Source organism: Blastococcus sp. SYSU D00820 (genome assembly GCF_054050695.1).
This window is the reverse complement of the sequence record NZ_JBJGZW010000012.1, coordinates 61767-88211: the sequence shown is the minus strand read 5'-3', so window position 1 is coordinate 88211 and position 26445 is coordinate 61767. Positions and strand designations below refer to the sequence as shown.

General features: G+C 75.0%; 21 protein-coding genes. 11 read left to right on the top strand and 10 right to left on the bottom strand.

Annotated elements, in window-relative coordinates; translation table 11 throughout:
• Window positions 1–15: 15 nt before the first annotated feature.
• The 7 genes from ACI79R_RS14115 to ACI79R_RS14085 form a co-directional block, all read right to left on the bottom strand.
• Complete coding sequence (locus ACI79R_RS14115) at window positions 16–1344, bottom strand: extracellular solute-binding protein (RefSeq protein ID WP_456574266.1); 1329 nt, start codon at window positions 1342–1344, stop codon at window positions 16–18.
• A 92-nt stretch (window positions 1345–1436) separates the two neighbouring features.
• Entirely contained in the window at window positions 1437–2615 is a 1179-nt protein-coding gene (locus tag ACI79R_RS14110) for an ROK family transcriptional regulator (RefSeq protein WP_456574265.1), read from the bottom strand.
• 145 nt (window positions 2616–2760) lie between these two features.
• On the bottom strand, window positions 2761–4479 hold the full coding sequence (locus tag ACI79R_RS14105) for a hypothetical protein (RefSeq protein ID WP_456574264.1): 1719 nt from the start codon (window positions 4477–4479) through the stop codon (window positions 2761–2763).
• Between the two features lie 284 nt (window positions 4480–4763).
• On the bottom strand, window positions 4764–6542 hold the full coding sequence (locus tag ACI79R_RS14100) for a hypothetical protein (RefSeq protein ID WP_456574263.1): 1779 nt from the start codon (window positions 6540–6542) through the stop codon (window positions 4764–4766).
• A gap of 302 nt (window positions 6543–6844) precedes the next feature.
• Window positions 6845–7714, bottom strand: coding sequence for a MaoC family dehydratase (locus ACI79R_RS14095; protein ID WP_456574320.1), 870 nt, complete (start codon window positions 7712–7714; stop codon window positions 6845–6847).
• Complete coding sequence (locus ACI79R_RS14090) at window positions 7714–9069, bottom strand: 3-oxoacyl-ACP reductase (RefSeq protein WP_456574262.1); 1356 nt, start codon at window positions 9067–9069, stop codon at window positions 7714–7716. Before ACI79R_RS14090 ends, ACI79R_RS14095 begins: the two co-directional genes overlap by 1 nt.
• Before the next feature lie 85 nt (window positions 9070–9154).
• On the bottom strand, window positions 9155–10462 hold the full coding sequence (locus tag ACI79R_RS14085) for an acetyl-CoA C-acetyltransferase (protein WP_456574261.1): 1308 nt from the start codon (window positions 10460–10462) through the stop codon (window positions 9155–9157).
• Window positions 10463–10523: 61 nt separating this feature from the next.
• Between ACI79R_RS14085 and ACI79R_RS14080 the strand changes: the two genes are divergently transcribed.
• The 4 genes from ACI79R_RS14080 (at window position 10524) to ACI79R_RS14065 (ending at window position 15497) form a co-directional block, all read left to right on the top strand.
• Entirely contained in the window at window positions 10524–11369 is an 846-nt protein-coding gene (locus ACI79R_RS14080) for a TetR family transcriptional regulator (protein ID WP_456574260.1), read from the top strand.
• On the top strand, window positions 11366–13417 hold the full coding sequence (locus ACI79R_RS14075) for an acyl-CoA dehydrogenase family protein (protein WP_456574259.1): 2052 nt from the start codon (window positions 11366–11368) through the stop codon (window positions 13415–13417). Before ACI79R_RS14080 ends, ACI79R_RS14075 begins: the two co-directional genes overlap by 4 nt.
• 74 nt (window positions 13418–13491) lie before the next feature.
• Window positions 13492–14223, top strand: a complete 732-nt coding sequence (locus ACI79R_RS14070; RefSeq protein ID WP_456574258.1) for a trimeric intracellular cation channel family protein — start codon at window positions 13492–13494, stop codon at window positions 14221–14223.
• 44 nt (window positions 14224–14267) lie between these two features.
• Window positions 14268–15497 carry a saccharopine dehydrogenase family protein gene (locus tag ACI79R_RS14065; RefSeq protein WP_456574257.1) on the top strand — a complete coding sequence of 410 codons (1230 nt, stop codon included), beginning with the start codon at window positions 14268–14270 and terminating at the stop codon, window positions 15495–15497.
• A gap of 4 nt (window positions 15498–15501) precedes the next feature.
• Here ACI79R_RS14065 and ACI79R_RS14060 read toward each other — a convergent pair whose 3' ends face one another.
• Window positions 15502–18354 carry a SpoIIE family protein phosphatase gene (locus ACI79R_RS14060; RefSeq protein ID WP_456574256.1) on the bottom strand — a complete coding sequence of 951 codons (2853 nt, stop codon included), beginning with the start codon at window positions 18352–18354 and terminating at the stop codon, window positions 15502–15504.
• A 166-nt stretch (window positions 18355–18520) separates the two neighbouring features.
• On the opposite strand from ACI79R_RS14060, the gene ACI79R_RS14055 reads away from it, so the two are divergent.
• Together ACI79R_RS14055 and ACI79R_RS14050 are read left to right on the top strand one after the other, a co-directional pair.
• Entirely contained in the window at window positions 18521–19615 is a 1095-nt protein-coding gene (locus ACI79R_RS14055) for an EAL domain-containing protein (RefSeq protein WP_456574255.1), read from the top strand.
• 56 nt (window positions 19616–19671) lie between these two features.
• A complete protein-coding gene (locus ACI79R_RS14050) occupies window positions 19672–19845 on the top strand; it encodes a DUF1059 domain-containing protein (protein WP_456574254.1) in 174 nt (57 codons plus the stop codon).
• Window positions 19846–19877: 32 nt separating this feature from the next.
• On the opposite strand, the gene ACI79R_RS14045 is transcribed toward ACI79R_RS14050, so the two are convergent.
• Window positions 19878–20801, bottom strand: coding sequence for an aldo/keto reductase (locus ACI79R_RS14045; RefSeq protein WP_456574253.1), 924 nt, complete (start codon window positions 20799–20801; stop codon window positions 19878–19880).
• Window positions 20802–21051: 250 nt separating this feature from the next.
• On the opposite strand from ACI79R_RS14045, the gene ACI79R_RS14040 reads away from it, so the two are divergent.
• Window positions 21052–21336, top strand: a complete 285-nt coding sequence (locus tag ACI79R_RS14040) for an HU family DNA-binding protein (RefSeq protein WP_456574252.1) — start codon at window positions 21052–21054, stop codon at window positions 21334–21336.
• Window positions 21337–21453: 117 nt separating this feature from the next.
• The gene (locus ACI79R_RS14035) at window positions 21454–22707 is read left to right on the top strand and encodes a serine hydrolase domain-containing protein (protein WP_456574251.1); all 1254 of its coding nucleotides are present in this window, start codon (window positions 21454–21456) and stop codon (window positions 22705–22707) included.
• Between the two features lie 67 nt (window positions 22708–22774).
• Here ACI79R_RS14035 and ACI79R_RS14030 read toward each other — a convergent pair whose 3' ends face one another.
• On the bottom strand, window positions 22775–23236 hold the full coding sequence (locus ACI79R_RS14030) for a MaoC family dehydratase (RefSeq protein ID WP_456574250.1): 462 nt from the start codon (window positions 23234–23236) through the stop codon (window positions 22775–22777).
• An 88-nt stretch (window positions 23237–23324) separates the two neighbouring features.
• On the opposite strand from ACI79R_RS14030, the gene folP reads away from it, so the two are divergent.
• The 3 genes from folP (at window position 23325) to ACI79R_RS14015 (ending at window position 26428) form a co-directional block, all read left to right on the top strand.
• Window positions 23325–24185 (top strand): dihydropteroate synthase, encoded by an 861-nt coding sequence (gene folP / locus ACI79R_RS14025; protein WP_456574249.1) that lies wholly within the window; start codon window positions 23325–23327, stop codon window positions 24183–24185.
• Between the two features lie 143 nt (window positions 24186–24328).
• A complete protein-coding gene (locus ACI79R_RS14020) occupies window positions 24329–24754 on the top strand; it encodes a PaaI family thioesterase (protein ID WP_456574248.1) in 426 nt (141 codons plus the stop codon).
• A 78-nt stretch (window positions 24755–24832) separates the two neighbouring features.
• The gene (locus tag ACI79R_RS14015) at window positions 24833–26428 is read left to right on the top strand and encodes a 4-coumarate--CoA ligase family protein (RefSeq protein ID WP_456574247.1); all 1596 of its coding nucleotides are present in this window, start codon (window positions 24833–24835) and stop codon (window positions 26426–26428) included.
• Window positions 26429–26445 lie beyond the last annotated feature (17 nt).

Below are 26445 nucleotides of genomic sequence, written 5' to 3'. Positions count from 1 at the left end.
GCTCCGGTCGGGCGGTCAGTTGAGCGTCTCCTCGAGGAGCCGGTCGGCCTCGGCCGCCGCCTCGGCGACGTCGGCCCCGCTGGCGATCTGCTGGAAGAAGTCCTCCATGATCCGGGCACCCTCGACGTCGGCCCAGCGCTCGGCCGCGGGCGTCAGCCGGGCGTCGACCGCGGCGGCCAGCGCGGCCTGCGCGTAGACGTCGTTCCCCAGGCTGTCGGCGTACTCGCTGTTGCCGGGGATCAGCCCGTTCTCGGCGAGCATCGTCTGGTACTCCTCGCTGAAGATGATCCGCAGCAGGTCGCGGGCGAGCTCCTGGTTCTGCGACATCGCGGGGATGGCGATGTTCGACCCACCGGCGAACACGGTGGCCGGCTCCCCGGCGGTCTCGCCGGGCAGCGGGAAGATGCCCGTCAGCTCCTCGTTGCAGGCCTGCTGCTCGGCCAGCAGGGCCTCGGCCTCCGGCGAGTCGTCGTCGGGGTCGACGCCCTTGTTGCACTGGGGCAGGTCGATGCTCCAGCGGGCCCACGTGGGGGCGGAGAACATGGCCGCCTCGCCGTTGTTGAACGGCACCCACGGCTCGTTGGAGTCGGCGTCGCGCGGCGCGCTGGTGGCCGTGGCGAACAGCTGCTGGACCTCGGTCAGCGCCGCCTGCGACTCCGGGCTGGAGAGGGCGCCGGTCCACTGGTCGCCGTCCTGGACGGCGATGTCGCCGCCGCGGGTGAACAGCCAGGCGATGCCGTTGTACCAGTCCTGGCCGGGGAACCAGAAGCCGGAGAAGTTGGGCGTCCCGGCCGGGTTGGCCTGCTGCAGCGCGACCGCCGCGTCACCGAACTCGTCGAGCGTCGTCGGCACCTGGACGCCGGCGGCCTGGAAGAGGTCCTTGCGGTAGAAGACCGCGCGGGCACCGGAGTAGTAGGGCACCGCGTAGAGGGTGTCCTCGACCGTGCCGGCCTCCACGAAGCCCGGCAGCAGCGAGTCGCCACCCAGCTCCTCGTAGAGATCGCTGATGTCGGAGAAGGCGCCGGCGTAGGTGAACGTCGGGCTCTGCGTGTTGCCGATCTCCACGAGGTCCGGGGTCTGGTCCTCGCTGGCCAGCGACGTCTGCAGCCGCGGCACCAGGCCGTTCCAGTCCTGCTCCTCGATCACCAGGGTGGTGCCGGGGTGGTCGGCCTCGAAGGTCTCCACGAGGTAGTCCCGCAGCTCCTGCGGGGTGTCGGTGCCGTTCAGCCAGAGGCGGACCTCGGTGGCCTCGTCGCTGTCGGCCTCCGCGCCGCCGCCGCACGCGGACACGGCGAACAGCGCGACCAGGGCGGCGGCCAGCCCACCCGTGCGTACGCTTCTCATGTTGGGGTTCCTTCCGATGGACGCGGACGGTGCCGGGCAGCGCCGCCTCAGGGGATCGGTTCTCCGACGTGCACCGAGCCGGCTCGGGGTGGTCACGACACCCCGAGCTGGCCGGAGAGCACGAGCACGGCGGCCCCGGCCAGGGCACCGTCCTCGCCGAGCGAGGTCATCCGCAGCTGCACGTTGCCGCTGATGACCGGCATGGTCCGCTCCCGCAGCGCGGCGAGCGCCGCCTCCCGGAGAGGGCCGTCCAACAGCTCCCGGGGGCCGCTGAACACGACCTCGGAGAGGTTCAGGGCGCTGACCACCGGGGCCAGCACGATGCCCAGCCGCCGGCCCACCGCCGCCAGCGCGGCGGCCGCGGCGTCGGGCGCCAGACCCTCGACGCGCCGGCGCAGGGCCGGCACGGAGAGCACGGTCTCCAGGCAGCCGCGGCGGCCGCAGGCGCAGTCCTGCGGGCGGCCGAGCGGAGCGCCGTCGAGGTCGTCGCGCTCGTCGACGGCAGTGACGTGGCCGAGCTCGCCGGCCGCGTGCTGGCCGCCCTGCACCAGCGCGCCGTCGACGACGATGCCGGCACCCACACCGCCGCCGACGGTGAGGACCATCAGGCCGCTGCCGGAGGCGCCGCCGTAGGTGAACTCCCCCAGCGCGGCGGTGTTGGCGTCGTTGGCCACGTGCACCGGCACCTGCAGGGCCGCACCGAGCTCGGCGGCCAGCGGCAGGTCGTACCAGCCGCGGTTGGGCGCCTGGACCACCGTGCCGCTGGGGTCGATGACGCCGGGCGAGCCGACGCCGGCACCGAGGACGGGCAGGGTGGCGAGGTCGGCCAGCTCCCGGCAGAGCCCGAGCAGCGACTCGTACGCGGCCGAGCCGGTCAGCCCGCGGACGGTGGCCGTGCGGCGCTCCTGCACGCGGCCGGCCAGGTCGAGGACGGCGCCGTGCATCCGCTCGTCGTCGGCGAGGTCGACGGCCAGGACGCAGAAGGCGTCGGTCCGCAGCCCGACGAGCCGGCCGGGCTTGCCGACCTTGCCCTCGGTGCGCAGACCGAGCTCGGAGACCAGCCCCTCCTCCAGCAGCGAGCCCACGAGGTCGGAGACGGTCACCCGGGTCAACCCGGTCACGCGGGCCAGCTCCGCGCGCGACCGGGGACCGGTGTGGAACAGGTGCTGGAGCACCATCGAGCGGTTGTGCGCGCGAGCGTCCTCGGGCAGGACCTTGGCCGTGGGCCGGAGCAGCCGGCGCTGGCCTGGCGGGATGTCCGTGGTCGTCACATTTGTTAGGACACCGTCCTTACTTATCCCGTGTCAAGGGTCACAGTCGGCCGTGACCTCTCCGTGACCTGTCGGGACGGGCCCCGGAACGCCGACGGCCGCCGTCCCCGCGCGGGGGACGGCGGCCGCCGTGGTGGGGCCGGGCCTACTCGGCCGCCGGGCGGCGGCGCCGGCCGGCGAGCACCAGCCCGCCACCGACGACCAGGGCGGCGAGGCCGCCGATGGCCGGCACGGCGATGTCGGCACCGGTGGAGGCCAGACCGCCGGAGACCCCCGGCCCGGTGGCCGAGGTGGCCGTCGCCGTGGGAGCGCCGCCCGAGGCGGTGACGGTCACCCCGCTGGTCAGGTGGTACGGGTTGCCCGCGGGGTCCACCCCGGAGGCGACCAGCGTGTGCGCGCCGGCCGGCAGCCCGGCCGGCAGCGTGACCGTGGTGGTGAACGCGCCGGCGCCGTCGGTGGTGACCGTGCCCAGGACGGTCGGCGTCGAGTAGACGACCAGGGTCACGGTGGAGTTGGGCAGGAAGCCCGAGCCGGTGAGGGTCACCTCGGCGCCCGCGGGCACCGGGTCGGCCGTCGCCGGCCCCGCGTCCAGGGGGCCGGAGGCGGCGGGGACCGTCGCCGGCACCTGCAGCGACGGCACCACCGCGGTGGTGACGGGGGTCGGGAACTGCTGGTGGAAGGTGCGGTTGGCACCGAAGGCGGCGACGGTCACCCGGTAGGCGAACCCGGGGGTCACGCCCAGCAGGCAACTGGTGTCGGCGGCGGCGGCGAGGCAGCGCACGGCGTCGGGCCAGGCACCCTCGTGGTCGGCGCCGACCTGGGGCGTGGCCTCCACGACGTAGCCGGTGATGCCGGTCCGGTCGGCGGGGTGCGCCCAGCCGACCTCGAGCGAGGAGGTGCCGACGGTCGTGGTGACCGCCGTCGGCGTGCCGAGCACGCGCAGCACGTCCTGCGTCACCACCGGGCTGGCGGGGCCGGCGCCGACGCCGCTGGTCGCACGGACCGCGACGCGCTGGGTGCCGTAGGAGGCGGTGCGCACGCCCTGGAGGCGGCCGCCACCGGCGTCGATGGTGGACAGCGCCGCCCAGGTGGCTCCGCCGTCGAGGCTGAGCTCGTAGCCGGTGGCCGGGGCCTGACCCGCGGTCTGCGCGGCCGGCGCGAAGCGCACGGTGAGCGTCGTGCCGTCCACGAAGACGTTGGCCACCGTCGGCGCCCCCGGCGCGGTGCACGGCTTCACGGTCGCGGTGATGAGGCCCCACGGCCCGGTGAAGGCCGAGCCCCCCGGCGCGTCGGTCGTGCCGTCGAAGCCGACGGTCGCGCCCGCGCCCCCGGTGACGTTGATGCCCGCGGCGCCGCCCGTGCCGCCGGTCGCGCCGCCACCGCCGCCGCCGTGGGCGACGAGGAGGTCGGGGCCGCCGACTACCCGGACCACCGACGCGCCGCCACCGCCGCCGCCGAGGCCGCCGTCGCCGTCGTCCCCGCCGTCGGCTCCGCGGTAGCCGTCGTAGGCGTTCGAGCCGCCGGTACCGGGCACCGAGCTCGCGTCGCCTCCCTCGAGGCCGATGCGGAGGGTGAGGATCTGCCCCGCGGTGACCGGGGTGGTCGCCCGCACCTCACCACCGGGGGCGCCGGCCTCGCCCCCGCTGCCGGCACCGCCGCGGGCACCGATGACCACCCAGTCGGCGGAGCAGTAGCCCGCGGGCACGACGACGTCTGCCTGGCCCTCCGCCGTGCTGTAGGTGAGCGGGGCGGGCGCGGTCTCGGCGGCGGCGACGCCGCCGGGAGCGAGGACCGTGCTGGACAGGGCGAGGACGCCTGCGGCCGCCAGGCCGAGCGCTCGCCGGGACGGTGGAGCGAGGTGCACGCCGACTCCCGGTACTCCGCCCGGGGGGCGCCGGGCACGCGCGTCCGCTGCCGGACGGGCAGAACAGGACCACGACGTGCCGGTACGACGCCGTTCCGCCGGGCAGATGCCACGGTCCGTGACCGTTTCGTGACTATAAGCGTGTTCCCGCAGGTCGGTGGCGGGCGCACATCCACGAGGAGTCGACCGGCCGGCTGTGCGGACCCGCCAGGACCGCCCGGGAACGGCACGGCGGCCGCCGTCCCGGAGGGGACGACGGCCGCCGTGGTGGAGCCGGGTGGGGATTACTCGGCCGCGGTGCGGCGGCGCTTGCCGGCGAGCACGAGCCCGCCACCGATGGCCAGGGCGGCGAGGCCGCCGAAGGCCGGCACGGCGATGTCGGCACCGGTGTAGGCCAGCCCGCCGGAGCCCGTGACGCCACCGGTGACGGTGATCGGCACGGTCACGAAGCGGGTGTTGCCGGCGCTGTCGACGCCCGAGGCGACCAGCGTGTGCGAACCGGACGCCAGGCCCGCGGGCACGGTCACCTCGACCTCGAAGTGGCCGTTGGCGTCGGCGACGGTGTAGCCGAGCACCTGCGGGGACGAGTAGGCGATCAGGGTGACCGTCGACCCGGGCAGGTAGCCGTCGCCGCTGAGGACGATCTTCGAGCCCGCGGCGATGGTGCTGCTCTGGCCGGCCGGCAGCTGCAGCGGGCCGTTCGAGGCCGGCACCGACGACGGGACGGCCGGGTCGGCCGGCGCGCCCACCGGGTACCAGGTGGAGTCGTCGCCCACGTGGCCGTGCACGTCGACCGTGGTCACGACGACCTGGTAGGTGTAGCCCGCCTGGGTGTCCAGGCCGACGACGCAGCTGAAGACGTCGAGCGCGGGGGCGCACACGTCCTGCTCGCGGCCACCCATCTCACCGCCGGACCAGATCAGGTCCACCGCGTAGTGGTCGATGGCGTAGCTGCCCGGGGTGGTGACCGGCGCCCAGCCGACCTTCACCGAGGCGACGCCCGGGGTGACGGTCACGCCGGTCGGGGCACTGGCCGGGGCGTAGGGGCGGCCCGTGACGACCGCGCTCGCGGCGCCGGGACCGTCGGTGTCGCTGACGCCGCGCACCTGGATGTCGTAGGCGGTGCCGTTGGTCAGCCCGTCGGCGACGAAGGTCAGCGGATAGGCGCTCGTGTCCACGTCGGCCGTGGTCCACGCGCCGCCGTTGAGGCGGTACTCCCACTCGTCGGCAGCGGCGACCTCGTCGTCCCACGCCTCGGCGAAGGTGACCTCGACCTCGCCGACGCCGTCCACGACCGTGACGCCGGTCGGGGCCAGCGGCGGGTGCAGCACCGCGCAGGGCTCGACGTAGCCCTCGATGATGCCGTCGCGGTCGCTGCCGTAGTCGTTGACGCCGTTGGTGACCACCTCCCAGCCGGGGGCGTTCACGACGTTCTGGCCCGGGGTGGTGCCGACGACCGCACCGGCGCCGCCGGCCTCGCCGCCGCCGCCGTCGCCGCCGAAGGCCTTGAGGAGGAAGCCGTCCGGACCGCTGACGACCGAGCCGGCGCCACCGCCGCCGCCACCACCGACGACGGTGGTCGCACCGGCGAGGGCCGGCGGGAGCGGGTCGGGCTCCTCTTCCTCGATCGGGACGCCGGGCTGGCCGGGCACCGGCGGGGTCGCGGTGCTGGTGCCGCCGGCGCCGCCCTCGGTCTCGGTGCCGGGCTCACCGGCGGTGCCGCCGCTCAGGTGGTAGGTCTGCCCGGCGGTGACGGGGGTGCGCCCCTCCAGGATGCCGCCGGAGGCACCGGACGACTCGGCCGGCCACTGGCTGTAGCCGCCGTTGCCGCCGAGGACGAACCAGTCGACGGAGCAGTAGCCCGCCGGCACGGTGAAGCCGGAGCCGCCGATCAGCTGGAGGTCGTTCTCGGTCGCGCGGTCGGCGTCGGTGGTGAAGCCGAAGGCCTGGGGCTCGGCCGGGAGCGCGGAGGCGACGCCGCTCACGCTCAGCACCGCTGTGGACATGGCGATCGCGCCGACGGCCGCGAGGCCGAGGGCACGACGGGATGGTGCCTGGAACACGCCAACTCCTCGGAGAGGGCCCGGATCGCGCCGGGCTCGCTGGTCCGGGGAGAGCCGGACGGGCAGCACGGGACCACGGCGGACGGAGCCCTCCCGGCACGCCGCGCGGAGCCGGACGGGTGGGGCGTGCCGTGACCGGATCGTTATCTGCGGTGCGTCCGCGCAGGTGGCAGCGGCGCCCGATTCCGCCCAGAGCGGGACACCCGCGTTGTGCGGAACCGTTCAGTCCGATCGCATTCCGGTACCCGGGACGGCGAGAGGCCGGCTCCGCACGCGGGGAGCCGGCCTCCGGGCCGCTCGGGTCAGCGCGGGCGGACGGCGCCCAGCAGGTGCTCGGTGCCGCTGCCGGCGTTGCGGACGGCGAGGTCCCAGCCGCCGCCGGCGGGGGCGGTGGCCAGCGCGACCGTCGAGGGCAGGAACAGCGGCTTGCGGAACGCGACGTCGACCGTCAGCGCCTCGGGCAGCCGCCCGGACAGCGCCGCCAGCGCCCGTGCCTTCACCCACATGCCGTGCGCGATCGCCCGCTTGAAGCCGAACGCCTTGGCGGTCAGCCCGGACAGGTGGATCGGGTTCACGTCGCCGGAGACCTTGGCGTAGCGGCGCCCGGCGTCGTCGGGCACCCGCCAGCGGATGGTGCCCGGCGGCAGGTCGCCGACGGCCACCTCGACGTCGGCCTCCGGCGCCCCCTCGGGGGTCCGCGCTCCGCGGGCCAGGTACGTGGAGCGGCCGCGCCAGACCTCGGCGCCACCGGCGGTGACCGACGCGCAGAGGTCGACGGTCGCGCCGCGTGGATGCCGGGCGAACCGCTCGGCCCACACCTCGAGGTCGACCTGCTCGTCGAGGCGGACCGGCCGCAGCACGTCGATGCGGTTGCGGACGTGCACCAGGCCCGGCAGGGCCAGCGGGAACGCCCGGTCGCTCATCAGCGCGACCTGCAGCGGGAACGCCAGCACGTGCAGGTACGTGGCCGGCAGCGTGTCGCCGAACGGAAAGCGGCAGACCCGCGCGTAGGCGGCGACCTCCCCCGCATCCAGCGGCACGCCGCGGCGGGCCAGCCGGGTGGCGGGCAGGTCGCCGCCGCGGCCCCACGTGGTGAGCGCGGCCCGGGCGAACAGCGCCCCCATGGAGGGCGCCGACTCCAGGACGGTCGGGGTCGTGGCGGGGGGAGCCATCACGCCCCCAGCATCGACTGGCCGCACACCCGCACGACCTGGCCGTTGACCCCGGCGCTGCCCGGCTGGGACAGCCAGGCGATGGTCTCGGCGACGTCGACGGGCAGCCCGCCCTGCTGCAGCGAGTTGATCCGCGATCCGACCTCACGGGTGCCGAACGGCATCTTCGCGGTCATCTCGGTGACGATGAACCCGGGCGCGACGGCGTTGATCGTGGCGCCGCGGGCGGCGAACTCCGGCGCCCAGGCACGCACCATGCCGATGATCCCGGCCTTGCTGGCCGCGTAGTTGGTCTGTCCGCGGTTGCCGGCGATGCCCGACTGGGAGCTCACGCAGACGATCCGCGCGTCGGGGCGCAGCACGCCGTCGGCGTCCAGCAGCGCCTGCGTGATGTCGAGCTGGGCCTGCAGGTTCACCGCCATGACCGAGTTCCAGCGGGCGGCGTCCATGTTGACCAGCAGCTTGTCGCGGGTGATGCCGGCGTTGTGCACGACGACGTCGACCCCGCCGTGCCGCTCGCGCAGGTGCTCGACCAGGCGGGCGGGCGCGTCGGCGGCGGTGATGTCGAGCTGGAACGCCGTCCCGCCGATCTCGTTGGCGACCTCGGCCAGCTGCTGCCCGGCGGCCGGGATGTCGACGGCGACGACGTGCGCGCCGTCCCGCGCCATGACCCGGGCGATCGCCGCGCCGATGCCGCGCGCGGCCCCGGTGACGACGGCGACCTCGCCCGCCAGGGGCCGCTGCTCGTCCTCGCCGGCCGGCACGTCGGCGGCCGAGAGCGTGACCACCTGCCCGTCGACGTAGGCCGAGCGGCCGGAGAGGAAGAAGCGCAGGGGCGAGGCGAGACCGGCCTCGGCGCCCTCGGGCACGTACAGCAGGTTCGCCGTCGACCCGTTCAGCAGCTCCTTGCCGATCGACCGGACCAGCCCGTCCAGCGCCTGGCGCGCGGCGGCCTGCGCCGGGCCGTCGGCGGCGGCCGGCGGGTCGGCGAGCAGCAGCACCCGCCCGGAGGGGCGCAGCCGCTTGATCGCCGGGGCCAGGAAGTCGTGCGCCGCGGCCAGCTGGCCCGGGGTCGTGACGCCGGTGGCGTCGAGCACGACCGCGGCGGGCTTCTCCCCGTCGGTGCTGCCGTCGGCCACGACCGGGCTGAGCACGGTGACCCCGGCGTCCTTGAGGACGGCGGTCACCGTGTCGCGCAGCCGGCCCTCACCCGCCGAGCCGATGACCGCCGGCCCCGGCAGCAGCGGCTGCCCGGGCTCGTAGCGGCGCAGCACGGCCGGCCGGGGCAGGCCGAGCCGCTTGGTGAGGGTGGCGCCGACGCCGGAGTTGGCGAAGTCGCGGTACCAGTCGCTCACAGGTTCTCCTCACGGATGTGCCTCTCGCGCACGAGAGGCGAGGAAGGACGAGAAGGGGCGCCTTTCGCGCGCGAAAGGCGGCGGATCAGGACTCGAGGATCGCGACGACGCCCTGGCCGCCGGCCGCGCAGATGGAGATCAGGCCGCGCTTGCCCGGGCCGGCCTCGTGCAGCATCTTCGCCAGCGAGGCGACGATCCGGCCGCCGGTCGCGGCGAACGGGTGCCCGGCCGCCAGCGACGAGCCGTACACGTTGAGCTTCGACCGGTCGATCGAGCCGAGCGGGGCGTCGAGGCCGAGCTTCTCCTTGCAGTAGGCCGGGTCCTCCCAGGCCTTCATCGTGGCGAGCACCGTGGAGGCGAAGGCCTCGTGGATCTCGTAGAAGTCGAAGTCCTGCAGCGTGAGGCCGTTGCGCGCCAGGAGGACCGGCACCGCGTAGACCGGCGCCATCAGCAGGCCCTCTCCGCCGTGCACGTAGTCGACCGCCGCGGTCTGCGCGTCGACCAGGTGGGCGAGCACCGGCAGGCCCTTCTCGGCCGCCCACTCGTCGGAGGCCAGCAGCACGGTCGAGGCGCCGTCGGTGAGCGGCGTCGAGTTGCCCGCCGTCATCGTGGCCGCGGGGTCGCCCTTGCCGAAGACCGGCTTGAGCTTGGCGAGCTTCTCCACCGAGGAGTCCGGCCGGAGGTTGTTGTCGCGGGTGAGGCCCAGGTACGGCGTCACCAGGTCGTCGAAGAAGCCGCGCTCGTAGGCGGCGGCCATGTTGCGGTGCGAGCGGACGGCGAGCTCGTCCTGCTCCTCGCGGCCGATCTCCCACTCCTTGGCGGTGATCGCCGCGTGGTCGCCCATCGCCAGGCCGGTGCGCGGCTCGGCGTTGCGGGGGATCTCGGGGGCGATCATGCCCGGCCGGATCCGCCCGAGGGCCTTGAGCCGCTCGCCCACGGTCTTGGCGTTGTTCAGCGAGATGAGCACCCGGCGCAAATCGTCACCGACGGCCAGCGGGGCGTCGGAGGTGGTGTCCACGCCGCCGGCGATGCCGGACTCGATCTGGCCGAGGGCGATCTTGTTGGCGACCAGGACGGCGGCCTCCAGGCCGGTGCCGCAGGCCTGCTGGACGTCGTAGGCGGGGGTGGCCGGCGAGAGCTTCGAGCCCAGCACCGCCTCGCGGGTGAGGTTGAAGTCGCGCGCGTGCTTGAGGACGGCGCCGGCGACGACCTCCCCGACCTGCTGGCCCTGCAGGCCGAAGCGGGCCACCAGCCCGTCGATCGTCGCGGTCAGCATGTCCTGGTTCGACGCCTGGGCGTAGGCGGTGTTGGACCGGGCGAAGGGGATCCGGTTGCCGCCGACGATCGCGGCCCTGCGAGCGGCGGGGCGACCGGTGGGACGAGTCGTAGCCATGAGGACCTCCGAGGGTCAGGTGGAGTGGCCGGTACCCAGAGTATCAGGTACCGTCTGTCACATGAAAGCCGAGGCGGTGCGGCGTGCGTCGCAGGACAAGGTCGCCCACGGCGGCGAGCGCCGCGAGTCGGAGCGCGTGGTGGCCAGCGGCGAGCGCCGCGAGTCGAAGCGCGTGGCCAGCGGCGAGCGCCGCGAGTCGAAGCGCGTGGTGGCCAGCGGCGAGCGCCGCGGGTCCGAGCGCGTGGCCAGCGGCGCGGAGCCGGCCCGCGACCGCCGCGACTCCCGGTGGGACGAGCACCGCCGCGCCCGCCGGGCGGAGCTGGTGGAGGCGACCGTCCGCGCGGTCGGCAAGCACGGCGCCGGCGTCGGCATGGAGGAGATCGCCGCGGAGGCCGGCACCAGCAAGACCGTCGTCTACCGGCACTTCGCCGACCGCAGCGAGCTGTACGTCGCCGTCTGCACGCGGGTCGCCGCGCAGCTGGGCGAGGCGCTGCAGACCGCCATGGCGAGCAACAGCGAGCCCCGCCAGATGGTCACCGCCCTCGTCGAGACCTACCTGGCGTTCCTCGAGGCGGATCCGGAGCTGTACCGGTTCGTCGTCGCCCACCCGCTGCTCGACCGGCCGGTCGACGCCGATCCGGTGAGCACCCTCTCCGACCTCGTCGGGGAGCAGGCGGCCGCGCTGGTGGCGACCGCCCTCGAGCAGGCCGGGCGCGACCCGGCCGCCGCCGCGCCCTGGGGCCACGGCCTCGTCGGGCTGGTCCGCTCGGCCGCCGACTGGTGGCTGCGCACCGACCGCCCCATGCTGCGGCAGCACCTCGCCGAACACCTCACCGAACTCGCCTGGGCCGGCCTCTCCGGCGTCCTGGCCAGCACGAACGCACGTCCGACCGAGGAGGAACAGTGACGACCAGCCTGCCCCGCACCGTCGACCCGGCGCGGCTCCAGGAGGTGCTCGACGGGCGCTGGGCCCACGTGCGCCGCGACGCCCGCGAGCAGCTCGGCGACCCGGAGTACGCGCCGGTGTACGGCGAGACGATGCAGGAGGCGCGCGAGCGGATCACCCGGCTGGCCGCCAAGCTGGCCGCCACCGGGCGGGTGGGTCTGGGCTTCCCCAAGGAGTACGGCGGCGAGGCCGACGCCGGCGGCTCGGTCACCTCGATCGAGATGCTCGCGTTCGGCGACCTGTCGCTGATGGTCAAGGCCGGCGTCCAGTGGGGGCTGTTCGGCGGGGCCGTGCAGTTGCTCGGCACCAAGCGGCACCACGACGCCTACCTGCGCGACATCATGAACTTCGACCTGCCCGGCTGCTTCGCCATGACCGAGACCGGGCACGGCTCCGACGTCCAGCAGCTGCGGACGACGTGCACCTATGACCCCGAGACGCAGACGTTCGACCTGCACACCCCGCACCAGGCCGCCCGCAAGGACTACATCGGCAACGCCGCCAAGGACGGCCGCATGGCCGTCGTCTTCGCGCAGCTGGTCACCCGGGGCGAGAACCACGGGGTGCACGCCTGGCTGGTGCCGATCCGCGACGAGCAGGGCAACCCCTGCCCGGGCGTCACCATCGGCGACGACGGCCCCAAGGCCGGGCTGCTCGGCGTCGACAACGGCCGGCTGACCTTCGACCACGTGCGGGTTCCGCGCGACATGCTGCTGGACCGCTACGGCCAGGTCGCCGCCGACGGCACCTACACCAGCTCGATCGAGAACGAGACCCGCCGCTTCTTCACCATGCTGGGCACGCTGGTCCGCGGGCGGGTGAGCGTCGGGGGCTCGGCCGGGTCGGCCACCAAGATGGCCCTCGACATCGCCGTCCGCTACGGCGACGTCCGCCGCCAGTTCGCCGCGCCCGGCCGCGACCGGGAGATCGTCATCAACGACTACCTGGTGCACCAGCGCAAGCTGCTGCCGGCACTGGCCACCTCCTACGCGCTGCACTTCGCGCAGGAGGAGCTCGTCAGCACCATGCACGACGTCCAGACGGCGGTGCACGAGCACGGCCAGGAGATCGACGAGGCCGCGCAGCGGGAGCTGGAGAGCCGGGCCGCCGGGCTCAAGGTGGCCAACACCTGGCACGCCACCCGCACCATCCAGATGTGCCGCGAGGCCTGCGGTGGCGCCGGCTACCTGCAGGAGAACCGGCTGCCCTCGCTCAAGGCCGACACCGACGTCTTCTCGACGTTCGAGGGCGACAACACCGTCCTGCTGCAGCTGGTCGCCAAGGGCCTGCTCACCGGGTACCGCGACGCCTTCGGCTCGCTGGAGGGCTGGCACAAGGTCGCCTTCATCGCCGACATGGTCCGCGAGACGGTGCTGGAGCGGACGGCGGCCCGCGGGCTGATCGCGCGGCTGATCGACGCCGTCCCCGGCCGGGACGACGAGGCGCCGATGCTCGACCGCGGCTGGCAGCTGAAGATGTTCGAGTTCCGCGAGAAGCACACCCTCGAGGGCGCCATCAAGCGGCTGCGCAAGAACGCGTCGACCGAGGGCATGGAGCCCTTCGACATGTTCAACGACGTGCAGGACCACGTGCTGCGCACCGCGCAGACGCACATCGACCGCGTTGTCCTGGAGGCGTTCGTCGCCGGCATCGACCGGGCCACCGACCCCGACGCCAAGGCGCTGCTGGCCAGCGTCTGCGACCTGTACGCGCTGAGCACGATCGAGGCGGACAAGGGCTGGTTCCTCGAGCACGGCCAGCTCACCCCGGCCCGGTCCAAGCTGCTGACCAGCACGGTCAACCAGCTTCTCAAGGACCTGCGGCCGCACATGGCCACGCTGGTCGACGGGTTCGCCATCCCGCACGCGTGGAAGAACGCCGCGATCCTCGAGGAGGAGGCCGGCCGCCAGGAGGCCATGGCCGCCCGCGACGCGGAGCTGCGCGCGCGGACCGGCGCGCAGGCCCCCGGCGACACGGCGACCTCGGTGGACGTCCCGCCCGGCCAGTAGGAGGACCCTCCTGCCCCCCACCCCTCGCGAGCCTCGGGACGGGGCCACCGGAGCGGGACCGGGAGGATCCTCCCGTGAGCACCCTCGCTGCGGCGGCGGCCGACACGTTGCGCGTGCCGGCCGCCGTCGACCTGGCCGCCATCGTCGTCGGCGCCCTCACCGGCGGCCTGCTCGCCGCGAGGGAGGGGTTCGCCATCTCCGGGGTGCTGCTGCTGGCGGTCAGCGGCGGCCTGGGCGGCGGGCTGATCCGCGACGTCCTGCTGGCCCAGGGGCCGCCGGTCGCGCTGACCAACGAGGCCTACCTGCCCACCGTGGCCATCGCCGCCGCGGTGACCTTCTACTTCTCCGGCTGGCTGTCCCGGCTCACGGGGCTGCTCGTCGTCCTCGACGCCGTCACGCTCGGCTTCTTCACCGTCATCGGCGCGCAGAAGGCCCAGCTCGCCGGGCTGCCCAGCGCGTCGGTCGTCTTCATCGGCACGCTCACCGCCGTCGGCGGCGCCGTCATCCGCGACGTCCTGCTGGCCCAGCGCGCCGACATCGTGCAGCCGGGGCCGTACAACGCCGTGGCCGCGCTGATCGGCGCCACCGCCCTCACCGTGCTGGCCGGGCCGCTCGGGCTGCCCCCGCTCCCGGTCGCCGCGGTGGTCATCGTGCTCGTCGCCGCCCTGCGGGTGCTGTCGGTCTGGCGCGGCTGGGAGGCGCCGGTCGCCGTCGACCTGCCCGGCCGGGCGCGCTCCCGACTGCTCGCCCGGCGGGAGCAGCCGCGCCGCTCGCGTCGGTACCGCCTGCGGATCCGCCGGCGCTGATCCGCGCGCGGGCGGGACCGGCGGTCACCCACGAGGATGGGCCGATGACCGACCGCTCCCGCGACCACGACGTCGTCCTCTACGGGGCCAGCGGCTTCGTCGGCACCCTGCTGGCCGCCTACCTCGCCGAGGCCACCCCGCTGGGCATCCGGATCGCCCTCGCCGGACGCAACCGCGAGCGGGTGGAGGCCGTCCGGCAGCAGCTGCCGCCGGCCGGGCGGGACTGGCCGGTGCTCACCGCCGACACCCGGGACGCCGGTGCGCTCGCCGAGCTGGCCGCCTCCACCCGGGTGCTCGTCACCACCGTCGGGCCCTACGCCCGCTACGGGCTACCGGTGGTCGAGGCCTGCGCCCGTGCCGGCACCCACTACGCCGACCTCACCGGCGAGGTGCTCTTCGTCCGTGAGGCGATCGACCGCTACGACGCCCTGGCCCGCGAGAACGGCGCCCGCATCGTGCACGCCTGCGGCTACGACTCCATCCCGTCGGACCTCGCGGTGTACCTCACCGCCCAGCAGGCCCGGGCCGACGGCGCTGGCGGGCTGACCGAGGTGCGCACCGTCGCCACCGCCCGCGGCGGCTTCAGCGGCGGCACCATCGACTCGATGCGCGCCCAGCTGGAGGCGGTCGGGCAGGACCGGTCGCTGCGCCGCGTCGTCGGCGACCCGTTCGCGCTCAGCCCCGACCGCGCCGCCGAGCCCGACACCCGCCAGCCCCCGGACGCCGCTCCCCCGGCCCGCTCCCGCGACGGCCGGTGGACCGCGCCGTTCGTCATGGCCTCCTACAACACCCGGATCGTGCGGCGCAGCAACGCCCTGCAGGACTGGGCCTACGGGCGCGGGCTGCGCTACGGCGAGGCGATGGGCACCGGCCGCGGCCCGGTGGGCGCGGCCACGGCGATGGCCATGACCGGCGGCCTGGCCGCGCTGATGGGCGCGATGAGCTTCGGCCCGACCCGCGGCCTGCTCGACCGGGTGCTGCCGGCCCCGGGCACCGGCCCGGGCGAGGCCGCCCGCGAGCGGGGCTGGTTCCGGATGTCGGTCGACGCCACCACCGAGGACGGCCGCCGCTACCGCACCACCGCCGCCGGCCAGGGCGATCCCGGCTACAAGGCGACCGCGGTGATGCTGGGCGAGAGCGCGCTGGCGCTGGCGCTCGACACCGACCGGCTGCCCGACCGGGCCGGCTCGCTCACCCCGGCCACCGCGCTGGGCGACGTGCTGGTCGAGCGGCTGCGCGCGGCCGGGCACACCTACGAGGTGACCCCCGCCTGACCGGTCACCGGCCCGGCAGGTCCGCGCCCGCCTCCGGCTGCACTGCCGGGGCGGGCGCGATGCCCGGCGGCACGTGCTGGGCACCGGCCTCCGGCGGCCGCAGCCGGTCCTGCGGGTGCAGCCGGACGGCGAGCAGCGCGACGTCGTCCTCGGCGTCGGGCAGGAAGAGCCGGGCGAGCACCTGGTCGCACAGCTCCTGCAGCGGCAGGCCGGCGCAGTCGCGCAGCACGGTGAGCAGCGCGTCCGTGCCGGCGTCGAGGTCGCGGTCGCGGCGCTCCACGAGGCCGTCGGTGTAGAGCAGCACGGTGCTGCCGACGGCGAGGTCCTCGACGTGGTCGGTGCGGCGCACCCCCGCGTCGACGCCGAGCAGCAGGTCGGCCGGGAGCGCCGGGAGCACCCGCACGTCGCCGTCCGGGCCGATCACCACCGGCGGCGGGTGCCCCGCGCTGGACCACCGGAGCCGGGCGCGGTCCAGCCGCAGGTCGGTGTGGTCCTGCTCGAGCCGCGCCACCAGCGCCGTGGCCATGGTGTCCAGGGCCAGTCCGGCGATCGCGCGGTCCAGCTGGCTGAGCACCTGCGCCGGGGGTGCCCCGCTGGAGTAGCTGATGCCCCGCAGCAGGCCGCGCACCTGCCCCATCGACGCCGCGGCGTGCCGGTCGTGGCCGACGACGTCGCCGATGGCCAGCACCGTGGCGCCGCCGGCCTCGAGGAAGGCGTCGTACCAGTCGCCGCCGATCTCGGCTCCCGCGGCGGCCGGCACGTAGCGCACCACGATCTGGCAGTGGTCGGGCTCCGGCGGCGCGGTGAGCATGCTGTGCTGCAGGGCGTCGGCGAGGTCGCGCTGCTGCTCGTAGAGCCGGGCGTGGTGCACCGCGAGGCCGGCCCGCCGGCCGACCTCGACCGCGGTCGCCACCTCCGCCTCGGTGTGCCGGCCACGGGCCGCGCCGTTGAACAGGCCGAGCGCGCCCAGGGTCTGCCCGCGGGCGACCAGCGGGACGATCGCCCCCGAGGCGAGGTCCAGGTGGGCCAGCACGTCGCGGGTAGCCGGATCGGGGATCGCCCGCCGGATCACGGCCTCGTCGATGTCGGGGAGCACCAGCGGACGGCCGGTGCGGGTGACCACCTTGGCGCTGGCCTCGTCGGTCATGACGGCGACCATCGCGTGCACGTACTCCGCCAGCACCTTCCGGCGCGCGGGATCGTGGTGCGCCGAGGCCAGCTCGTGCAGCCGGCCCTGCTCGTCGGTGACCACCAGCCAGCACCAGTCGGCGAGGTCGGGGACGACGAGCCGGGCCAGCTGGTTGATCTGCTGGGTGATGTCGAGGCTGCCCGACAGCACCCGGCCGACCTCGGCCAGCAGCTGCAGCCGCTGGTTGGCCCGGGCCATGGCGGTGACCGCGCCGGCGCGCTCGGCGTCGGCCTGCACCCGGGAGACGCTGAGGGCGATCTGCGCGGTCAGCGCCTCGAGCACCTCGACGTCGCTCTCGGTGAAGGCGTGGTCGGTGTCCCAGAGGACGACGTAGGAGCCCAGCAGCCGGCCCTCGACCCGCAGGGGCAGGGCCGCCAGCGCCCGGATCCCGAGCAGCGGGGCCACCTCGGCCATCGCCGGGAAGCGCGCGGCCGCCTCCTCCGCCGTGGCGAACAGCAGCCGCTCGCCGTGCCGGGCGACGTACTGGGTGGGCAGGGTGTCGTCGAGCGGGACGGGGACCCCCTCCGCGGGGAGCTCGACCTCGGGGGCCTCGTGGGCGACGGCCTCGGCCAGCCGCCGGGTCAGGTGCACCCGCAGCTCGCTCCCGTCGGGCGTCAGCAGCGCCAGCCCGCTGGACGCCGCCCCGAGCACCCCTGCCCCGCTCAGCGCCACCTCGGCCAGCTCGACGGAGCCGGTGGCGTTGGCCAGCCGGGCGGCGACCTCGGCGATCGCCGCGGCCCGCTGCACGGCCGCCATCCGCCGTCCGGCCTGCTCGCGGGCGTCGGAGACGTCCAGCAGCGTGCCGAGGACGCGGACCGGCTCGCCCCGGCCGTCGCGGAGCACCCGGCCGCGGGCCACCACCCAGCGCACCGTGCCGTCCAGGTGCAGGATGCGGCACTCGACGGCGTAGCGGCCCGTCCGGTCGACGGCCTCGGCCATCGCCCGGCGGATCAGCTCGTGATCGTCGGGATGCACGTGCCGGGTCAGGACGACGTCCAGGTCGGGCATCTCGATCCCGCCGTCCAGGCCGAAGACCGCGGCGCACCGGTCGTCCCAGACGACCGCCCCGGTGCGCAGGTCCTGCTCCCAGATGCCGATCGAGCCGGCCTCGAGGGCCACCTCCAGCCGGGCCCGGGAGGCACCGACGGCCGACCGGGTCGCGGACAGCTCGAGCTCGGCGACGACGGAGGCGGCCAGCTGCTCCAGCAGCGCGGCGTCGTCGTCGGTCCAGTCGCGCGACCGCTCGTCGTAGGCCGCCAGCGCCCCGACCACCAGCCCGGAGGCGGAGACCAGCGGCGCGCCCAGGTAGGCCGTCACCTGCCCGCTGGTGACGGCCGGCAGCCCGGCGGTGCGCTCGTCGGCGCGCGCGTCGGGGAGCACCAGCGCCCGGCCCCGGGCCACGACGATCGCCGAGAGGGCCCCGGTGAGCAGCGCCGGTCCGCCGACGACGCCCGGCGGCAGGCCGTGCCCGCCCACGACGGTGTCCTGGTCGGTGAAGAGGGTGACCTTGGCGTGGCCGACGCCGAGCAGCCGCGCCGCCAGCCCGGAGAGCCGGTCGAAGGCGGCCGGCCCGGGCACTTCCAGCAGCAGCCGACGGGCGGCGGCGATGCGGTGCGCGTCGCCCAGCCCGTCCGGCTCGCCGGGCACCGGCACGGCGGGGACGGCCACGACCCCTCCTCGCTACGACGCCCGGCCCCGGTGGCTGAGTCGCCCCATGCTGTCACGACGCTGCAGCGGAACTGCTCGGTTCGCGCAACGGGTCGTGCTCCCCCTGAGGGGTGGAGGCGGGTTCTCCCAGGTCAAGGGCGGCGGCCGGCGCGCCGTTGGGGACACCATGTCGGCGACCCGCCTCACCCACCTGCCGGACTGCCGTCCGCTGCTGGCCGATCCCGACGACCTCACGCTCGTGTTCCAGCCGATCGTGGACCTCGCCGCCGCCCGGGTGGCCGGCTACGAGGCGCTCTCCCGCTTCCCGGGCACCGCCGGACCGGAGGTGTGGTTCGCCGCCGCCGCCGACGCCGGGGTCGCCCCGGAGCTGGAGGCGCTGGCGGTGCACAAGGCGCTGGCCGCCCTGCCCGGACTGCCGGACAACACCTTCCTGACCGTCAACATCAGCCCGCACCTGCTCGGCACCGCGCCGGTGCAGGAGGCCTTCGCCACCCGTCCCCACCTGGGCCGGCTGGTCGTCGAGCTGACCGAGCACGCCGCCGTCCCCGACACCGACGAGCTGCGCCGGCACACCGAGGCGCTGCGCGCCCGCGGCGCGCTCATCGCCCTGGACGACGCCGGCTCGGGCTACTCCGGCCTCCAGCAGCTGGCCACCATCCGGCCGCAACTGGTCAAGCTGGACCGCGCGCTGGTCACCGACGTCGACACCGACCCGGTGCGCATGGCGCTGGCGGAGATGGTCGGCGAGTTCGCCGGCCGGATCGACGCCTGGCTGCTCGCCGAGGGCATCGAGACCCCCGGTGAGCTGGCCGCCTTCACCCGGCTCGGGGTGCCGCTGGCCCAGGGCTGGCTGCTGGGCCGGCCGTCCCCCGGGTTCGCCGACCTGCCGCCGGAGACCGTCCGGCTGGTGCGCGCGCACGCCGCCCGCGCCCGGCTGAGCGAGACGGTGGCGAGCCTGGTGCGGCCGCTGCGCCAGGTCGCGGCCGGCGAGCCCACGCCGGGCGTGCCGCCGGTCGCGTTCGTCGGCCCGCGCGGCGAGCCGCTGGCACTGCGGCTGGCCGATCCGCGCACCGCCGAGGTCTACACCGCGCCGGTCTCGCTGCGCGTGCCGCCGGACGCCGAGGTCGCCGCCACGCTCTCCCGTGCGCTGACCCGCCCACCGGCGCAGCGGTTCGACCCGGTCCTCGTGACCGACCCCACCGGCGCCGTCCTCGGCCTGCTGCGGGTCGAGGACCTCGCCGCGGCCGGCGTCCGCCGCTGACCCAGACCCCGACCGCCCGCCCGGGCGCGCCGGCCCCCCACCCCGAGGAGAGATCAGTGAAGACCTTCGCCTGCGGCGACATCATCCCCGGCTGCGACGCGACGTTCACCGCCGCGGACGAGGCCGGCATCCTGGCCCAGACCCGCCGGCACGCCGTCGAGGCGCACGGCGCGCCCGAGCCCGGCTCGAGCTCCGACGCCGCGGTCGTCCCGCAGATCCGCACCGTCTGAGCCCGTGGCCCGGCTCGCGCCGGGCCTCCTCGTCACGACGACGCGGCGTCCAGCAGTGCGCGCTCGTCGTCGGTCAGGACGAGGTCCTGCATCGGCAGCAGCTCGGCGAGCTGCTCCACCGAACGGCCGCTGGCGATCGGCGCGGTCACCGTCGGCTGGTCGGCCAGCCAGCGCAGTGCCACGGCCGCCGGCCGCACGCCGTGCGCCGCCGCCACCTGCTCCAGCGCGTCGAGGACGCGGTCGCCCTGCTCCCCCACGTACTGCGCCGCGCCCTTCGCCCGCGGGGAGTCCACCCGCTCGCCGCTGCGGTACTTGCCGGTGAGGAAGCCCCTGGCCAGCCCGAAGTACGGGAACGTGCCGAGCCCGGCCCCGGTGACGACGTCGCGCAGCTCGCCCTCGTAGGCCGGCCGCTCCACCAGGTTGTAGTGCTGCTGCAGCGCCACGTACCCCCGGACGCCGAGCCGCCCGGCGGTCTCCAGCGCCTCGGTGAGCCGCTCGGCCGAGTAGTTCGAGGCGGCCGCGTACCGGACCTTGCCCGCCTGCACCAGCTCGTCGAAGGCCTGCAGCGTCTCCTCGAGCGGCGTCGTCCCGTCGTCGTAGTGGGCGTAGTAGAGGTCGATCCGGTCGGTCTGCAGGTTGCGCAGCGACCGTTCGGCCGCGGCGCGGATCTCCGGCGCCGACAGCGGGTGCTCCTTGCGCCCGGGCGAGGCCTTGGTGGCCACCACCATCCGGTCGCGCAGGCCGCGGGCGGCCATCCACGCCCCGAGGATCTGCTCCGAGCGCCCCTCGCCGTACATCTCCGCGGTGTCGACCATCGGGGCCAGCGCGCCCGGCACGGCGTCGACGAAGCGGTCGAGCAGCGCACCGGAGGTCGGCTCGTCGGCCGTCCAGCCGAACACGTTGCCGCCGAGGCAGAGGTCGCTGACGACGAGGTCGGTCCCGGGGAGCTGCGCCATGCCGCCCACGCTAGGTGGGGTCCGCGGGCCCCGCCGTCCGGGCGCGGGACCGGTGTGACGTGAGGGACCCGTCCACCCCCCTCCCTGGCGCAGCCGCAGGTCGGCATGGCAGCGTGCCCCACGGTCCGGCCCTCCGGACCCGCCCGACCGGCGCACCGCGCCCGAGGGCGTGCCCCCGTCCGGCGAACCGGGCGGGCCGCCGCCGGCTGGTGCCGAGACCGGGCCCAGCCGACCACCCGAGAGGATCCCCGTGAACAAGGCCGAACTCGTCTCCGCCATCGCCAAGCGCGCCGACGTGCCCGCCAGCACCGTCGACTCCGTGCTCGCCGGCCTCCAGGAGGAGCTCGTCGACGCCATCACCCGCGGCGAGAAGGTCGCCGTCTCCGGCCTGCTGACCGTCGAGCGCACGCAGCGCTCCGCGCGGACCGGCCGCAACCCGCAGACTGGCGAGTCGATCGAGATCCCCGCCGCCAACACCGTCAAGGTGACCGCCGGCTCGAACCTGAAGAAGGCCGCCAGCAACGTGCCGGTCTGATCCGCGCGTGCCGCCGGGCCGGCGTCGGCCCCGCGTGACGCGGCCCACAGCGACGTGGGCCAGGATGCGGGGCGGACGCCGGCCGAGCGGCCGGCGCGGGAACGGACGGAGCTCCGCGTGACGGCACTCGCGCTGCACACCGACCCGGCCGAGGTCGGCCTCGACCCGGCCCGGCTGGCCCGGCTCGACCGGCGACTGGCCCGCTGGGTGGACGACGGGCAGCTGCCCGGCTTCCTGGTGACCGTCGCGCGGCACGGCCGGCTGGTGCACGTCGGCCGGTACGGCTCCCGGGACGTCGAGAACGGCCGCCCGGTCGAGGAGGACACCCGCTGGCGGATCTTCTCGATGACCAAGCCGGTGACCTCGGTGGCGGCGATGATGCTGTACGAGGAGGGGGCCTTCCAGCTCACCGACCCGATCAGCCGCTGGCTCCCGGAGTTCGCCGAGACCCGCGTCTACGTCGCCGGGTCGGCGCAGAAGCCGGTCACCGCGCCGCTCATGGAGCCCATCCGGGTGTGGCACCTGCTTACCCACACCGCCGGGCTCACGTACGGCTTCCACCACGCCCACCCCGTCGACGCCATGTACCGCGCCGCCGGTCACGAGTGGGGCACTCCCCCGGGCGCCGACTCCGCCGAGGTCTGCCGGCAGTGGGCGGCGATCCCGCTGGTCTTCCAGCCGGGCAGCGAGTGGAACTACGGCGTCTCCACCGACGTCCTCGGCCGCCTCGTCGAGGTCGTCTCCGGGCAGCCGCTCGACGTGTTCTTCGAGCAGCGGGTCTTCGCGCCGCTGGGCATGACCGACACCTCCTTCGGCCTGCGCCCGGACGACGACGTCGACTCGCTGGCCCGCCTCTACGCCGCCGTCCCCGGCCGGCCGGGCGGCGCCCCCACCGGCTACGCCCCGCTCGACACCATGGGCGCCGCTGCGCACGCCAAGCCGGCGTTCCTCTCCGGCGGCGGAGGGCTGGTCTCGACCGCCGGTGACTACCTGCGGTTCGTCGAGATGCTCCGCCGCGGCGGCTCCTACGACGGCGGCCGGCTGCTCGGCCCGCGCACGCTGGCGCACATGGTGCGCAACCACCTGCCGGGCGACCAGGACCTCGAGACCTTCGGCCGGCCGCTGTTCGCCGAGACCCCGCTGCGCGGCGTCGGCTTCGGGCTCGGTTTCTCGATGGTCATCGACCCCGCCCGCTACGGCGTGGTGGCCAGCGTCGGCGACTACAGCTGGGGCGGGGCGGCGTCCACGGCGTTCTACGTCGACCCGGTGGAGGACGTGACCGTCACCTTCTACACGCAGCTGCTGCCGTCGAGCACGCTGCCGATCCGCAACCACCTGCGGCAGCTGGTGAACCAGGCGATCGCCGATTGAAGGAGCCGGGCATAGGAGGCTTCACCCACGTTCTCCGGCCCGAGACGTGCGTAAAGCCTCCTATGCCTCACAGGTAGCGGCGGTAGACGACGGTCGCCACCATCGCCGGCTTGCTGCCGCCCTCGACCTCGATCGTCACGCCCATGTTCAGCGTGATGCCGCCGTCGAAGGGGGTCGCCGACTCGAGCGTCGCCGTGGCGCGCACGCGGGAGCCCACGGGCACCGGAGCCGGGAAGCGCACCTTCTCGGTGCCGTAGTTGACGCCCATGCGGAAGCCGGTGATGTCGACGATCTGCGGCAGCAGCGCGGGGATCAGCGACAGCGTCAGGTAGCCGTGCGCGATCGGCCCGCCGAACGGGCTCTCGGCCCTGGCGCGCTCGACGTCGACGTGGATCCACTGGTGGTCACCGGTGGCCTCGGCGAACTGGTTCACCTGCTCCTGGGTGATCTCCACCCACTCGCTGGAGCCCAGCTGCTGGCCGACCAGCCCCTGCACACCCTCGATGCCGTCGACGGTCGTCTTCGCCATGGCACGGTCCCCTTCCGATCCGGCGGAGTCTGTCTGGTTGGCTGACTCCACCACACGGGCGACGGCGGGTGCGACGGGGAGGTCCGGGGTGCTGCGACTGGGGGCCCTCGACGTGCCCGACGGGCGGTTCGTGGTCATGGCCATCGTCAACCGGACGCCGGACTCGTTCTACGACCGCGGCGCCACCTACGAGCTGGACCGGGCCGTCGAGCGGGTGGACCGGGTGGTGGCCGAGGGCGCCGACATGGTGGACGTCGGCGGCGTCAAGGCCGCGCCCGGCGAGGAGGTCGACGCCGCGGAGGAGATCCGCCGCACCGTCGACCTGGTCGCCGCGATCCGGGCGGCGCACCCCACGCTGCCCATCTCGATCGACACCTGGCGGGCCGAGGTCGCGCGCGAGGTGCTGGCCGCCGGCGCCGACGTCGTGAACGACGCCTGGGGCGGCGTGGACCCCGAGCTCGCGGCGGTCGCGGCCGAGGCCGGCGCGGGCATCGTCTGCACGCATGCCGGCGGGCTGCCGCCGCGCACCCGGCCGCACCGGGTGACCTACGACGACGTGGTCGCCGACGTCGTCCGGAGGACCACGGCCCTCGCCGAGGCCGCGGTCGCGGTCGGCGTCGACCCCGAGCGGGTGCTGGTCGACCCCGGCCACGACTTCGGCAAGAACACCCGGCACTCGCTGGAGGCCACCCGCCGGCTCGGCGAGCTGGTCGGCACCGGCTGGCCGGTGCTGGTGGCGCTGTCGAACAAGGACTTCGTCGGCGAGACCCTCGACGTGCCGCTCGAGGAGCGGCTCACCGGCACCCTCGCGGCCACCGCGGTGAGCGCGTGGCTCGGCGCCCGGGTGTTCCGCGCGCACGACGTCGCGCCCACGCGGCAGACGCTGGACATGGTGGCCTCGATCCAGGGCACCCGGCCGCCGGCGCGGACGGTCCGCGGCCTCGCCTGAGCCGCTGCTCCACACGATCAGGGTCCCTGGTCGTACGGCGTCCTCCCCGGCCGCGCACCGTCGGGGAGGACCTCACGGGATCAGGGACCCTGATCATGTGCCGGCCCACGCGCCCCGCCGGGGCCCTCGCTAGCGTCCCCCGCATGGCCGCCACGGGTTTCCACACCGCCGACGAGCTGAACGCCCTGCTCCCGGGCACGCTGCCGGGTCTGCTCGGCCTCACGATCACCGCGCACGAGCCGGGTCGCCTCGAGGCCGCGCTCGACGTCCGTCCCGAGCTCCTGGCGCCCAACGGCTACCTGCACGCCGCGACCGTCGTCGGCCTGGCCGACACCTCCTGCGGCCTGGCCACCCGCGCGCTGCTGCCCGAGGGGTCGGTCGGGTTCACCACGATCGAGCTCAAGTCCAACTTCCTCGGCACGCTGCGTGAGGGCCGGCTGACCGCGGTCGCGACCAACGCGCACGCCGGCCGCAGCACCCAGGTGTGGGACGCCGTCGTCCGCGACGCCGCGACCGACAAGGCCCTCGCGCTGTTCCGGTGCACCCAGTCGGTGCTCTGGCCGCGGTGAGCCGCCGGGCGACCCTCTGGTGACGTGCGTCTCGCGGAATGTGAGACTGGCGCCACACCAGCCCCGAGGAGGAGCACCGTGGCTCTGGCCAGCCGCTATCCCGACGTCGAGATCCCGAACGTCTCCGTACCGCAGTTCGTCCTCTCGGCCGGGAGGGACCGGCCCGACGCCCCCGCGCTGATCGACGGCCTGAAGGGCGACACGATCACGCACGGCCAGCTGGCCGGTTACGTCGACCGGGTGGCCGCCGCCCTGGCCGCGCGCGGCCTGGTCAAGGGCGACGTCGTCGCCGTCTTCTGCCCGAACACCCCGTGGTTCCCGGTCGTGTTCCACGGCATCGCGGCCGCCGGCTGCGTCATGTCGCCGATCAACTCGCTGTACACGCCGCACGAGATCGCCTTCCAGCTGAAGGACTCCGGCGCGAAGGTGCTGATCACCGTCTCGCCGTTCCTCGACCGCGCGCTGGCCGCCGTGCAGGAGACGCCGGTCGACGAGGTCATCGTCATGGACGGCGCCGAGGGGCACGCCTCGCTGCTGGACCTGCTGACCAGCGACGCCCCGTCGGTGCAGGTCGACATTGACCCGGCCGAGGACCTGGTCACGCTGCCCTACTCCAGCGGCACGACCGGCCTGCCCAAGGGCGTGATGCTCACGCACCGCAACCTCGTGGCCAACGTCGCGCAGTGCCGGCCGCTGATCCGGCTGGGCGAGGACGAGCGGATCATCGCCGTCCTGCCGTTCTTCCACATCTACGGCCTGACCGTGCTGATGAACCAGGGCCTGGCCTGGGGCGGCGCCGTGGTCACCCTCCCGCGGTTCGACCTGGAGGACTTCCTCCGCACCATCCAGGACCACAAGATCACCCGGGCCTTCGTCGCTCCGCCGATCCTGCTGGCCCTGGCCAAGCACCCGCTGGTCGACCAGTACGACCTGTCCTCGCTGACCTCGATCCTCTCCGGCGCCGCCCCGCTCGACGAGCAGCTGGCCCAGGCCGCGCAGCAGCGGCTGCGCAAGGGCGCCGACAGCGGCGTCACGGTCGCGCAGGGCTACGGGATGACCGAGCTGTCGCCGGTCTCGCACACCACCCCCGACGAGGGCGCCGAGCCGCCGGGCGCGCAGAGCCCGGTGCCGAAGGGCTCGGTCGGCTACGCGGTGCCCAACACCGAGTGCCGGCTGATCGACCCCGGGACCGGGGAGGACGCCGCGGCCGGCGAGCGCGGTGAGCTGTGGGTGCGCGGGCCGCAGGTGATGAAGGGCTACCTCAACAACGAGGAGGCCACCCGCAACACCCTGGACGCCGACGGCTGGCTGCACACCGGTGACGTCGCCGTCGTCGACGACGAGGGCCGCTTCACCGTGGTCGACCGCGTCAAGGAGCTGATCAAGTACAAGGGCTACCAGGTGGCCCCGGCCGAGCTCGAGGCCGTGCTCCTGGGCCACCCGGAGATCGCCGACGCCGCGGTGATCGGCGTGCCGGACAAGGAGAGCGGCGAGGAGCTGCCCAAGGCCTTCGTCGTCCGCTCGCCGGGCTCGGAGATCACCGAGGATGCGGTCATGGCGTTCATGGCCGAGCGGGTGGCGCCGCACAAGAAGATCCGGTTCGTCGAGTTCATCGAGCAGGTGCCGAAGTCGGCGGCCGGGAAGATCCTGCGCAAGGACCTCAAGAACCGCTGAGACGGAGGCCGGGAGTG

Coding starts and splice junctions, on each gene's coding strand:
- ACI79R_RS14115 (WP_456574266.1), bottom strand. CDS start 1,344: ATGAGAAGCGTACGCACGGGTGGGCTGGCCGCCGCCCTGGTCGCGCTG.
- ACI79R_RS14095 (WP_456574320.1), bottom strand. CDS start 7,714: ATGGCTCCCCCCGCCACGACCCCGACCGTCCTGGAGTCGGCGCCCTCC.
- ACI79R_RS14085 (WP_456574261.1), bottom strand. CDS start 10,462: ATGGCTACGACTCGTCCCACCGGTCGCCCCGCCGCTCGCAGGGCCGCG.
- ACI79R_RS14080 (WP_456574260.1), top strand. CDS start 10,524: ATGAAAGCCGAGGCGGTGCGGCGTGCGTCGCAGGACAAGGTCGCCCAC.
- ACI79R_RS14065 (WP_456574257.1), top strand. CDS start 14,268: ATGACCGACCGCTCCCGCGACCACGACGTCGTCCTCTACGGGGCCAGC.
- ACI79R_RS14055 (WP_456574255.1), top strand. CDS start 18,521: ATGTCGGCGACCCGCCTCACCCACCTGCCGGACTGCCGTCCGCTGCTG.
- ACI79R_RS14045 (WP_456574253.1), bottom strand. CDS start 20,801: ATGGCGCAGCTCCCCGGGACCGACCTCGTCGTCAGCGACCTCTGCCTC.
- ACI79R_RS14030 (WP_456574250.1), bottom strand. CDS start 23,236: ATGGCGAAGACGACCGTCGACGGCATCGAGGGTGTGCAGGGGCTGGTC.
- ACI79R_RS14020 (WP_456574248.1), top strand. CDS start 24,329: ATGGCCGCCACGGGTTTCCACACCGCCGACGAGCTGAACGCCCTGCTC.